A 12,822-nucleotide genomic window follows, 5' to 3' on the forward strand; every position below is an offset into this window, starting at 1 on the left:
GGGTGAGGGTGTGAAATCGCAAGCCCGTGTATTCGTCGAATAGTCTATGAGGCGAGGCTGGATGGTATCGGAAATCCAGCGCCGGCGGCATAGCAGGCGTTCGCTTCAGCGCAAAGAAAAGCCCCGTGCGCCGGCTTGGGGCGCACGGGGCTGCCAAAAGTATTAGGTCACTGTCCCAAGCCGATGCGCCGGCCGGACCCTGGCGGCACACAGGTATATGTCACCTCCTGCCCGGTGGTCGCGGCCAGGGCTCGCAACGAGGCGTCGGTCCGCCGGGTGCCATCGGCCGCCACGAAGTCCCCCGTTGCGGGGTCGAGCAGATAGCCTTTGAGACTGCCGCCGATCGCCACCTTGGCCACCAGGTCGCATTCCTTGGTCGCGCCGCCCAGTTCCTTGGAAGTGAAATTCGCCTTGGCCCGCTGGATCAGCAGATTGATACGCGGATTGACGGCGCTCGCGTTACTGCTCGTGAGCGTGACTTGCTGACCCACGATGGGCGCCAGGTCGCTGTCGAAGGCGAGCATGAATTCCACCACGTCGCGGCGGGTGGCGTCCGGATTGATGATCGGGAAGCCCGCGTTCAACTGCGGGTTGAACACCACTGCGGTGAAGAACCGGAACAACGTGTCCACCGAGCCATCGTTCACGAAGCCGAAGCCGCGGATCTGATTGCCCATGTTGCCGGTGTCGGGTGCACCAAAGAAGTTCACCCTTGGCGCCCCGAACATGCCGACCTTCTGATACATGTTCCGCAGGTGTGGGATCTTCACGATCTGCGTGATGCCTTCGAAGCTCGCCGCACCGCCGGTGCCGAAGAAGCCCTGCGCGGGATCGAGGCGATGACAGCCTTCACACGTGAAGGCGGTCTCACCTGGAATCAGTCCACCGATGATGGGGATCTCGATGCCATCCGAAGGCCGCGGGCCGAAATAGAAGTTGCGGCCGCGGGTCTGCGCTGCGTTGAGCGAGTTGTTCAACGCGCGCACCGGATTGGGCGGCAGCTGCACCTTCAGCTGGAAATCGGTGAAGCGCTGCATGTCGGCCGTGCTCGGCAGACCGTCGCGACCCAGCAGGCCCTCGAACGCCACGATGAAGTTGTTGAACGACAGATTGGTGTCGAGCGGATCGCTTCCGAAATGTCCCGTGGCCCGGTCGCCTCGCCAGTGCATGGCGCCCGCGTTACGCAGACCGCGCAGCGTTTGGGTGGTCATCGGGCCCTTCATCGGGTGGAATTCCTCCACATCGTCGCTGCCGTTGATCGGTGTGCGCACGCCAAATAATGTCTTACCGATGAAGATCTCGAGATCGCTGGTCAGATTCTTCGGCAACGGATTGTGCGTGACCGGATCGTCGGGATTGCCCAGATCCCACGCGAGATCGTCCATGTCACCGAAGATGTGACAGCTGGCGCACGAGGCCTCGCCGTTCGCCGACAGCACGGTCGCGTCATAGAGCATCGGGCGGCCCTGCACGATCGCGGCCGGCTCCGGGTTCGGCAACGTCACCGCGGCGACCTGCGCCCTGGTCGCAAGGTCGATGACCTTCACTGCATTGTCGAAGCGGGTCGTCACATAGAGCCGGCCGCGTGGCTCATCGAGCACCAGCCCGCTCGGACCGCCGCCGGTGACATTGATGTAATTTGCGCTCGCCGTTCGCGGATTGAAGGAATCCGACTCCAGCGCGGCAGTACTGAAAACACCGATACGACTGGAGCCGAACGCGGCGACATACAACGTCTGGCCATTGCTCGTGACCGCCATCTCCAGCGGCGTCGACAAGCTGTGATTGCGCGCGGTCGGATCGAACCCCGACTCACCGGCGAGCCTGGTGTAATCCAGATGTTTGTTCAGGTGACGCGGCGTGACGGTGGATCCCGAGATCACGGTGATGCGCGTTTCGGCGAGATGGCCTTGCACCGTCTGCCCCCCGAACTGTCCGGGGCCTTCGAAGCGCTGCAAGTTGTTGGCCTCCGTGTTCGAGACATACAGCTTGCCGGTGACCGGGTTCGCAACCATGTTGAACAAGGTCGTGCCGACATGCGCGTAGCTTGCCGTTTGTGACAGGGTGCGCGCGTCGACTGCGAACACGTCGAGATCCGGCAGGCGGAATCGCACGGCGTTGTTCCAGTTGCGGCCGAGCTCATCTTCCCAACGCCCGGTGGCGTTGTTGAATTTCACGATCAGGCCGGTTTCAGGCGCGCGCTTGCCTTCGAAGTTGGTGCCGGGTCCGGGAAGGCCGCCGGGCATGATGGAGAGATTGTCGACCAGGCACGGAATGTTGGGTCGGAAACCGTCGCACACCATGGGCTCCAGGATGGTCGTGGTTTGATTGCCCGACTTGAACGCCGCGACGTAAACGGTGTTGCGATCGGGGCTGACGGCCAGCGCGCGCGGCGTGTCGCTGAAGAAGTTCAGAATCCGAGTAGGCGTGCCGCCTACAGTCGCGCCAAGGTTGGTGGGATCGAACACCCATACATCCGAGCGGCCGATGCTCGGCGTGGTCAACTGCGGATCGCCAGCGCCCGGCACGCCTGAAATCGAGGCGTCAGTGCGATGCTGGCCGCGATGCGCGGTGGTGATGAATGCTCTGGCCGGGGAGCCTGCGAACACGATGTCACGCGGCTCATCGCCGACCAGCAACGTGCGCGTCACTCGCGGCGTGCCACTCAAGGTCACCACGCTCACGCTGTCCGAGAGATGATTGACGACCCACACTTCGGCGTCATTGCGGACCGCGACCGCTACGGGCTCCAGCCCCACCGGCACTCGCGCGCGCAGGGCGAGACCCGCCAAGGTGATATCGAACACTTCCAGCGTGTTGTCCGGCGTGTTGGTGACGAACAGCCGCGTGCGATCGGGCGATATGGCGATCGGGCGCACGTGCCCGGATTCGAATGCGATGAAGTTGGGCGCCTGCGCCAGGGCTGCGCTCATGCCGAGCGTTGCGCACAACAGAACTACAGACCCAAAAAGCCGGGCGAACGCACGCTCCCTCACGGATCGACCGTGGTGGGAGCACATGGCTTTGCTGCACATGGCTGGTGACTCCCCTTCGAATGAATCGTGATTTGCTGTCCCGCTGTGGTTCAGCGGATGACGAGCATGCTAGGGGCCTGCATAATCGCCGCGCCCCCTTCGATAGGAGGGGCGACGCGGATGTTTTGCCGCCGATATCGCCGACAGTCTCCGAAACGGATCATTCAGGGAACGCGCGCGTGACACACCAGCTCACCAGACGCGGCAGGGATCGAGCCGAAGGCGCGGCGCCTCGCTCGGCGCCGACGATGATCGAGCCCATTGACGAGGTGGGCCCTCACCACCTGATGCAAGGCAAGCTGCACCCTCCGCAAACGGCGGGGACGTGCATCGCGCGACTCGCGTTGTTGTCACGTCTGGACGCCGCGGCCCGGAAAAAGCTCGCCTTGCTGACCGCGCCGATCGGCTCAGGCAAGACCACGCTGCTTGCGCAGTGGCATCGGCGAGCCGCACAGGAGCAAGCCATCGCCTGGCTGTCATTGGACGAACACGACAATGAGCCGGTGCGCTTCTTTTCCTATCTGATCGCGGCGATGAAAGCGGTCTGCCCGGCGTTCGATGCGTATGTGCCTCATCAGCGGCGACTGGCTGAATCGCTCGAGCCCACGATCACGGTGCTCCTCGCAAGTCTTGGCCGGCTGAACCGGCCCGTCTGCATCGTTTTGGATGATCTACAAATGTTGAGCTCGCCCGCGCTGCTGCGGGCGATCGATTCGTTATTGCTGCACTCTCCGCCTGGCGTTCGCTGGATCCTTTCAGGCCGCGGCTTGCCCGCGTTGCATTCGGCCCTGAGTCGGCTGCGCTTGAATGATCAACTCGATACGCTCGGCCCGGCGGAGCTCAACTTCGATGCCGCCGCCATCGTGCAGCTCGGCGAGACGCTCTGTTCTCGCACGCTGACCGACGATGAAGCGCTCAATATTCAGCGCAGCACGGAAGGTTGGGTGGCCGGCGTGAAACTCGCCCTCCTCGCCGCCGCCGAATCACGCGATGGCATCGGTGATTTCGATGGCTCGCACTACGAGGTCGCCCGTTACCTGGGTGCCTCCGTTCTGCAGGAGCTGCCCATCGAGATGCGCGAGTTCTTGCTGGCGAGCAGCGTCGTCGACCGGATGACCGCCGAGCTGTGCAACCAGTTGCTCGGGATCACTCACAGCCAGTCGCTGCTCGAGCAGCTCGAGCGCGCGCAGCTGTTCATGCAACCGCTCGACAGTCACGGGCATTGGTACAGATATCACACGTTATTCCTGGATTTCCTGCGCAGTTGTCTGCGCCATGACATGGCGCGCCTGGCGCAGTTGCATGAGCTGGCGAGCCGCTGGTACGCCGAGCATCAGCTCCATGAAGAGGCGCTTGCCCACGCCTTCGCTGCGAGCAATGAAGCATGGAAGCTCGAACTGCTGGATCGATGCGCGACCACGTGGCTGCGCGCAGGTGAGATCGTCTGCGTGATCCATTGGACCAGCAAGCTGCCACGAAATGTCATGCTCGCTCATGCGGGCATCTGTACGGTGTATGTCGCCAGTCTGATTCTGTCGCGACGCTTCAGCGAGGCCGCCGCCACGCTGCGCGAGATCGAAAGCAATGTCGCGCTCGAACGCGGCATCGGCGCCGCTCACTTGCGGTTGTTGCACGCGATGCTGACCGTGCTCGCCGACAGCAGCGGCCAGATCGGCATCTCCTCGCCCGAGGCGCTGCGTGAGCGCGGCGCGGACAGCTTCCTGATCGGCACGCTGCTGACCTTGCAGGCATACACCATGCTGCGCCTGAATCATTTCGACAAAGCATGGAGGCTCGCCATGCGCGCGCGTGACACGTTCGATTCGATGAGCGTGTACAGCCTGGGCTTCGCCGAAGTGGTCGCGTGCCTGGCCGAGCGGGCGCAAGGCGATATGAAGGCCGCAGCCGATCGCTGTGAGCGGATGTTTGCCCTGGTCCGTGGCGGACATCGCAGCCCCGCGTGGGTGAATGCGGCCAATGCGTTGGCGTATGTACGTTATGAAGAGAACCGGCTCGATGAGGCCGAAGCCTTGTGCTCCGAGGTGCTGCCGCTGCTGTGCGTTCAGTCCACGGTCGAGAATGTTTCCACCGCTTATGTGACTTTCTCGCGCATCAAAGCGATCCATGGCCGGCATGGCGAGGCCTTTCAACTGCTCGACTACCTGCACAGCCTGCTGGAAAGCGGCTCGCACGTGCGCTTTCTTGCGCAGGTTTGTGCGGAGAAGATTCGTCTGTTCTTATCGCAGGAAAATCTGCAGCGCGCACGTGCGGTGGCATTAGAGTTCGGCCTGCAGCGCCGCGCTCGATCTGGCGAGTGGCGCCGGGCGCGCGGCTATGACGAGGCCTGGGAGCGTTTCGGCTCCGGCTACGCCGCCCTGCTCGTCAAGCAGCGGCAGTACGATGAAGCTCGCGCCATCCTGCAGGTGCTCAGACACAGCGCTCGCGAAGTGGGATACATCTATCGCGAGGCGCCGCTCGAAGCGGCGCTGGCGAGTTGCTACTGGCACGCAGGGGACGTCGAAGGCGCGTTCGACTGTCTCAACCGCGGTTTCTCGCTCACCCAGGGCCATGGCTTCACTCGCGGCATCTTCGACGAAGTCCCGGCCATGACCCAAATCATTGCCGCTGCTCTCGAGCAAGGGCGTTTGCACGGCGCTCTGCCCACGCATTACTTCTGCAAGTTTCAGAACGTATTTTCGCATACGGCCCCGGTCGCGACGCCCTCGCCTCGCAAGCCCGCCTTGCCGCTCGAGCCGCTCACCGAGCGTGAGGTGGACATGCTCCGTCTGCTCGCCCAGGGCCTGAGCAACCACGAGATCAGCGCTCGCTCACAGATCGCGCTGTCCACCGCGAAGTGGCATTTGAAGAACGTATTCGCGAAGCTCGATGTCAGTACCCGCACCGGCGCCATCGCTCGGGCCCGGCAGATGCGGCTGATCGAGTGAATTGAGAGAGCCTCGGGTGCATAATGCTCCGCCTTCCCGCCAGGAGAAGGACCATGAAACAGCTGTTCGCTCTGCTGCTCGCCATTGCGCCGGGATGGAGTTTCGCCGCGGAGCCCCCGCCGCAAGCCAGCGCGGTCATCTCCAACGTGGTCATCGTCGACGGCACCGGCGCACCGGCGCGCAAAGGCGCGGTACGCATCTCCGGGGCGGAGATCCTCGCCGTGGGCGATGTGATTCCCGAGAAGAACGAGGTCGTCATCGACGGCGGTGGCAAGACGCTCGCGCCCGGGTTCATCGACACCCACAGTCATCACGACCAGGACATCGCCCAGAACATCGCTAAGTCCCGCGACCTGGTCGCCGTGACCAGTCAGGGCGTCACGACCATCATCGTCGGTCAGGACGGCTTCTCACAAAGCCCTTTGAAAGATTTTTTCACCGAGCTGCAGAAGTCCCCGCTCGCCGTGAACATCGGATCCTACGCCGGCCACAACACGCTGCGTGAGCAAGGCATGGGCGCAGTCCGTCGCGCCGCGACCGATGCAGAGATCGCGAGCATGAGCAAGCTGCTCGAACAGGACATGGCGGCCGGCGCCTTCGGCCTGTCCACCGGCCTGGAATACGAAACCGGTAATTTCTCCACACCCGCCGAGGTGATCGCACTGGCGAAAGTCGCGGCAGGCTTGGGCGGCCGTTACATGAGCCACATCCGCGATGAAGAGTTCGATCTGATGCCGGCGCTGCAAGAAGTCATCGACGTGGGCAAGGCGACCGGCGCGCCGGTGCAGATCTCACACCTGAAGATCGGCGCGAAGAAACTCTGGGGCGCCTCCGACAAAGTGCTGCAACTGTTGAACGACGCCCGCGCCGCCGGCGTCGATATCACCGCGGATGCCTACCCTTACACGTACTGGCAATCGACCATGCGCGTGATGTTCCCCAATAAGGATTACACGAGCCGCGAAGACCTCGCCTTCACGCTCAAAGAGTCCACACCTGCCGACAAACTGCATTTCGCCCGCTACGCCCCCGACCCGCAGATCGTCGGCAAGACGCTCGCTCAAGTGGCCAAGGAGCGCGGCGGCAATCCGGTCGATGTCTACCTGGATCTGATGAAGAAAGCGATCGAGTACGAGAAGGCGCATCCCGAAGACAAGGCCGTCGAATCCGTCATCGGGGCCAGCATGAGCGACAAAGACGTCGAACGTTTCCTCACCTGGGAGCATACAAACATCTGCTCCGATGGCTACTCGATGGGGCACCCTCGCGGCCACGGCGCCTTCTCTCGCGTGCTCGGCCATTACGTCCGCGAGAAGAAGTTGATGACGCTGGAGCAAGCCGTTCACAAGATGACCGGCCTCGCCGCGAAGCATCTTGGCCTCACCGACCGTGGCGTCATTGCGGCGGGCAACAGCGCCGATCTCGTGCTCTTCGATCCGGAGGAAGTGGTCGATCGCGCGACGCTGCAGAATCCGACGGCCACCTCGCTCGGCATCGAGAAAGTATGGGTGAACGGCAGGCTCGTGTTTCAGGAGCGTCGGAGCACGGGCGTCCATCCGGGCCAGGTCATTCGGCCGGCAAAGAAGACGACGTAACTTGCTGAAAGCGGCGCACCGCCTATTGGGCAGACGAGTTTGCGCCGCGCGGTGAAATCTGCGACTTGAGCTGCATCGGCGTAGCATGATCGAGGGCCTTTCTGAGCACGGGCTCGAAGGCATCCGCCTGACGCATGAATCCAAGGTCGCTCGCGTGCGAGGCGTCGGTGGCGCCTTCAGTGTCGGCGCCGTAGAGCTCGTCGCCCGGAATGAAGTACAGCCGCTCGATGCCTTCGCGTTGCAAGCTGGCATAAGCTTCTTTCAACGCGGCGTGGTTGGCGTCGTGGTAGGCACGCTTTGCCGGTGTGATCCATGCGTTGGTGAACCGACGGTCTTCGACGAGCACAATCGGCGTGTCACGATGCGCGGCTCGGATTTGTTCGACGAGCGGCACGGCCCGCTCGCGGATCAGTTCGGCATTCATGTTTGGCGCGCAATCGATCACGATCGCCGCCGCATCCACACGACCGATCAGCGCGCCCACGCTCTGGTCCATCTTGCCGTTGCCCGAGAAGCCAAGGTTGATCACGGGGCGATCGAGACGACGGCCGAGGATGGCCGCATGCGCCATGCCGGGACGCGAGGCTGAGGCGCCCTGCGTGATCGAGGTGCCGTAAAACAAAATGGGTTTGAGGGAGCGCGGCGCCAGCGACTGAAAGCTCGCGTCTCGATTGACGCCGAACGAGATCCTTTCAACACCGTTGTAGAGTGGAAGGTAAGCGGCATACTCACGCATGCCGGGACGGAGCCCTTCAATCAAGGCCATGCGCACTTTCGCAGCGGTGGGCTTGGTGACGCCGACCCACTTCCACTTGCCGCCCTCCTGCTCATCACGGGCGTACAGATCCACACCACTCACGCCCGTGGCGGGCATGTGCGGCATGGAGATCTTCTTGCCATCCATCAGCTCATAGTCCACCCAGATGGTGGCAGCATCCGTCTTGAAACGAAACATCATGCCCGCCGTTTGACGGCTGAGATTCCAGACCTTCTCCGGCACGCTGGCCTCGGCGGCAGCGGGAAACCGGTCGAAATAACGAAGACGGGCTTCATCAGCCCAGGCCCGGCCCTCGGGCGCCCAGTCATCGTGGCCGGCGGCATGCCAGACGAGCTCAGGCTCCTTTTCCCGAGACGATGCCGCTGGACTGGCATGCTCGTGCGGGACGAACAGCAATACATGATTGGCCACGGGGCGTTCCTTACCGAGCACGCCGGTCTGGATGGGGCTGTTCAGGACCTTGGCCCTGCCGTCATCGCCCTCCGTCACGAGCGTGGTCGAGCCGCCGCCATCGAGGTTGATCGCATCCGACGCGCCGAGGCTTGCAAACAACGCGGCCAGATCCGGCAGGCTCATGCCCTTGCTGTTGGCCTGACGGCCGTCGATCGTGACGATCCACGCTCGCTCGCGATTTGCGGAGATGCCAAAGGCGGTGCGCGGATGAAGCGTGGTCGAGAAATCGCCTGTGAGCGGCGGCGTCTTGCCGCTATTCAGAAGCCGCGGCCCGGCGGCGATCCCGTCGGTGAACCCCTGGGGACACGTCTGCCCATCGACGATGGCGACGTTCGCTCGATCGAAGCAAAGCATGGCATTGATGCGCTCCGGTTTGATCGACTCGACCGGCGACACCATATTGCCCGCAGAGATGAGCGCTCCTGAGGCATTCACCGGATCGCCCTCCTGCGGATAGTAGTCGCCCTGTCCGGTGCTGCCCGGTTTCCATGGCGAGAAGAAGCCGCCGTTGATGGCCAGCTGTGCATGGCGCTTCGTCATGTACGCACTCGTGGTCCACGCCACGTGTTCCATGCCCTTGGAGGTATCTGCGAACGTCACCCCGAAGTGCAGACCCGACTGACGCAGATCGATGGCGACGATATGCGCTCGCGCAGGCTCGGTGGCGGCCACCTCACGCTGCTCGTACTGAAGTCCCGGGTAGAGCTCGGCGCCTCGCGCTCCCGTGGCAAGACCCAACGCAATCGAAAGACCAATCAAAGCCTGGCGGATCTTCATGCTCAGAACTCAGCCTTGGTGCGCAGAAAGAACGTACGTCCCACGACGTCGTAGATGCCGCCCTCGAGGTAGGTCTGCGCCGTGGCCGGCGGTTCGACATCGAACAGGTTGTTGACGCCAGCGCCGATCGTCCAGGTCTTCTCGAACGCGTAGCCCACGTTCAGGTCGTTGTACAGCACCGCCTTCGCGTACGGACGATCGTACATCTCCGGTGACCACGTGGTGGACACCTTGCTCTTGTCGCGGTAGCGCGAGTCCAGGCCGACCGAGAACCGGTCCAGCCGATAGTTCAGGCTCAGGCGTCCCACCCATTTCGGATTGGAGAACGTGTCGAGCGCATTCACGATGCTGGTCGATTGATCCGGAATGGACTGCGTTTCGTACTTGTCCAGCCAGGTGGCGACAAAGTTGTACGAGAGCCGGCCATTGCCCAGGGCATGGGAATAATTGATGCCCATGTCCAGGCCGCGCACCGTGCGCATGCCAGCGTTGATCTGCGAGGCATCCACGCTGATCACGTTTCCGTCTGCGCCTCGCGTGATGGAGCGGCAATAGGGATTGTCGATGCTGGGCAGATCGACGCACAGGTTGAGGACCGTGGCGTATCCCCAGGTGGCAATCGCGTCATCCAGCTCGATGCTCCAGAAATCGGCCGTCACGGCCAGGCGCGGAATCGAGGTGGGCTCGAGAATGATGCCCGCTGTCCAGCTGCGCGAGGTCTCAGGCTGCAGGTTGGGGTTGCCGCCGCTCCACGCCTCGATCGTTCGTCCCGTGGTGATCGGCAGTGGCGTGGTGATGCCGAGCGCCGCGCAGTTGGCGGCACGAAGAGCACCCCGGGTGATGTAGCGCGTCTCGCAAGGATCGTTGTAGGACGGCTGAGTGAAGATTCGATCTGCATACAGCTCGGCGAAGTTCGGCGCGCGCACGCTCGAGCTCACCACGCCACGGAAGGTCAAGCCTCGCATCGGGGCCCAGCGGCCACCGAACTTCCAGGTGTCGGTATTGCCGAAGCTGTCGTAATCGGAGATACGATAGGCGCCTTCGAGCTCCAGGCGATAAGCAAAAGGCACATCGCTCAGCAGCGGCGTCACGACTTCGGCATAGACCTCGCTCACGCTTTGGCTCGCATCCAGATTCGGATGCGGGCCGCCGCCGACCGCCGCGTGGGACACCTCGCCGTTCAGCCCCAGAGGATCATCGCGCGTGGTCAATGTCTCCTTGCGATATTCAGCGCCCAACGCAAAGCGCGCATCGCCATAGGGCAGCGAAATGAGCTTGCCGTCCAGGCCGCCGCCATAGATCGCCTGCGTTTGCTCACGGTATTCATGCCGCGTATGTAACAACCAGTCCTTCAGCTCGTCGCTCGCCGTTCCGCTGAAGATATCGAAGGGAATGCAGCCAATCGCCCGCGCCGCCTCGCTACGGCACACGGGGTTGCCATTGGCGTCCGTGGTGACATCGGTCGCGGCCACCATGCGCGATGCGATCGGCTTGTTGGCGCCATAGACGTTGTCGTTGAACTTCCCGTACTGATAGAAAACATTCCAGTTGAGGTTCTCGCCAAGGCGGCCCTCGAGGTGCGGGCTGACGCTCCAGGTCTTGCGATTGTGCTCCTCGGTCAACAGGCCCAGCTCGCGATAGGCCTTGTTGATGGGCAGCACCGTCAGGTTGTTGGCGACCATCAGCTGACGGATCGAGTCGGGAAGAAACGGGTTGTCCAGACGCGCTCTCGGACCGCCCGCGCCATTCAGGGACGCCGCCCGGTAGTCGCTGCGGTAGTAACTGTTCGTGCCCTCGAACTTGTTCTCCGAGTAGTCCCAGTCAAGGCCCGCCATCACATCAGGCGTGAAGTCGAACTCGACATTGCCCATCAAGGCCGCCTGGCGTAGCGGACCGCGCAGCAGGGTCACATCGTTCAAGTTGCGGCCATCGCCGCCGTTGCCCCAGCTCAGCGGTGTCGGCGTAAAAAGAACATCGTAGCCGGCCTGACGAGAGGCATCGTTGCTGGCTTCGTAGATGTAGTCCTGGTTGCCGATGACGAAATGCGGGTCATAGCCGAAATACAGCACCAGCATGTCATCGAGCGTGACGTTGTCGACGATGCCGTCGTCGGGACCGGTGTTGGCCGGGTTCGGCGCGGTGCCCATGCGCTTCTTGCCGAAGTCGCGTTCGTAGGTATAGAGCGGCTTGCTGTCGCTGAACGTGCCGCCTGCGCTGAAGCGGCCACGCCCGTCCGCGAAGCCCAGGCCTGAGCTGAAGGAAAATGAGGATCGCTCCGCGCCGCCGTGCTCCGGAAGGCCAACCGAGGCGGAGAATGTGGTGGATTGAATGTTCTTCTTGGTGATGATGTTCACGGCGCCGGACACTGCATCCGCGCCGTACACCGCCGCGGCGCCGCCTGTGAGGATTTCCGTGCGCTCGATCATTCCCACCGGGATCGTGCTGACATCCACCGAGGATGATTGACCGGAGCCGGACACTCGACGCTTGCCGTTGAGCAAGGTCAGGCTGCGGCCATACCCCATGTTTCTGAGATTGATGAACGAGGCGCCATTGTCCCAGGCATGTGTCGTGGTCAGACCCAGACCGGTGCTCACCGCAGGATCGCGCGCGAGAGTCTCGCTCAGATCGATTAGCGCAAAGTCCTCCATACTCTCAGTGCTCACCGTGCGCACTGGCATCGCCGATGCCACTTCCGGTCGGGCGATGCGCGAGCCGGTCACGAGCACCGCATCGAGGACGGTGGCCGTGGGCTCCCGATCAGGCGATGTCGTTGGGACGTTGGGCTCGCTCGCGGCGGCTCCGGAGGCGATCACGAACGAGCCGTTCGCACCGCGGATCACGCGCAGTCCGGTGCCTTTGAGCAGTTGATGGAGCGCGTCTTCGTAGCTCGTTGCGTCCCGAATCTCGGGCGCGCTGATGCCCGCCACGAGTTCGGTAGGCGCGATGATGAGGATCCCAGCTTGCTTCGCCAGATCGTTCAGCGCGGCGCCCAGCGGCTGGCTTGCGATGCTGATCGCTTCAGCCTCCGCTCGTACCTCGAGCGGGAACAAGCCCGCCGCCCCCACGGAAATCGATACGACGCTCGCTGCAGCCAGCCGCCCCAGTCTGGATGAACGCAACAACATGCAAGTCCTCTCCTGGTGAGCAACGAGCGCCGCGCGAATTCGCGTTCGCTGTTGCCGTTGATATCAACCAGAAGATCCCCTGCCCCGCGATATCTTTCAGCCGAAGCGACC

General features: G+C 62.9%; 5 protein-coding genes. 2 read left to right on the forward strand and 3 right to left on the reverse strand.

Going from position 1 to position 12,822, the window contains the following annotated elements:
* Nucleotides 1-167: 167 nt before the first annotated feature.
* Nucleotides 168-2,933: a hypothetical protein gene (locus JM946_RS13325; protein WP_203167765.1), complete on the reverse strand. Its 2,766-nt coding sequence runs from the start codon at nucleotides 2,931-2,933 to the stop codon at nucleotides 168-170.
* 350 nt (nucleotides 2,934-3,283) lie between these two features.
* On the opposite strand from JM946_RS13325, the gene JM946_RS13330 reads away from it, so the two are divergent.
* Nucleotides 3,284-5,980: a LuxR C-terminal-related transcriptional regulator gene (locus JM946_RS13330; protein WP_203167766.1), complete on the forward strand. Its 2,697-nt coding sequence runs from the start codon at nucleotides 3,284-3,286 to the stop codon at nucleotides 5,978-5,980.
* Between the two features lie 53 nt (nucleotides 5,981-6,033).
* Complete coding sequence (locus JM946_RS13335; protein WP_203167767.1) at nucleotides 6,034-7,575, forward strand: N-acyl-D-amino-acid deacylase family protein; 1,542 nt, start codon at nucleotides 6,034-6,036, stop codon at nucleotides 7,573-7,575.
* A 22-nt stretch (nucleotides 7,576-7,597) separates the two neighbouring features.
* On the opposite strand, the gene JM946_RS13340 is transcribed toward JM946_RS13335, so the two are convergent.
* Together JM946_RS13340 and JM946_RS13345 are read right to left on the reverse strand one after the other, a co-directional pair.
* The gene (locus tag JM946_RS13340; RefSeq protein WP_203167768.1) at nucleotides 7,598-9,583 is read right to left on the reverse strand and encodes an SGNH/GDSL hydrolase family protein; all 1,986 of its coding nucleotides are present in this window, start codon (nucleotides 9,581-9,583) and stop codon (nucleotides 7,598-7,600) included.
* Between the two features lie 2 nt (nucleotides 9,584-9,585).
* A complete protein-coding gene (locus tag JM946_RS13345) occupies nucleotides 9,586-12,711 on the reverse strand; it encodes a TonB-dependent receptor (RefSeq protein ID WP_203167769.1) in 3,126 nt (1,041 codons plus the stop codon).
* Nucleotides 12,712-12,822 lie beyond the last annotated feature (111 nt).

The organism is Steroidobacter gossypii (genome assembly GCF_016801985.1).
GTDB lineage: Bacteria > Pseudomonadota > Gammaproteobacteria > Steroidobacterales > Steroidobacteraceae > Steroidobacter > Steroidobacter gossypii.

What these genes read in the sequence shown, in the direction of transcription:
- JM946_RS13330 (WP_203167766.1), top strand. Translation starts at nt 3,284, where the DNA reads ATGATCGAGCCCATTGACGAGGTGGGCCCTCACCACCTGATGCAAGGC.
- JM946_RS13345 (WP_203167769.1), bottom strand. Translation starts at nt 12,711, where the DNA reads ATGTTGTTGCGTTCATCCAGACTGGGGCGGCTGGCTGCAGCGAGCGTC.
- JM946_RS13340 (WP_203167768.1), bottom strand. Translation starts at nt 9,583, where the DNA reads ATGAAGATCCGCCAGGCTTTGATTGGTCTTTCGATTGCGTTGGGTCTT.
- JM946_RS13325 (WP_203167765.1), bottom strand. Translation starts at nt 2,933, where the DNA reads ATGAGCGCAGCCCTGGCGCAGGCGCCCAACTTCATCGCATTCGAATCC.
- JM946_RS13335 (WP_203167767.1), top strand. Translation starts at nt 6,034, where the DNA reads ATGAAACAGCTGTTCGCTCTGCTGCTCGCCATTGCGCCGGGATGGAGT.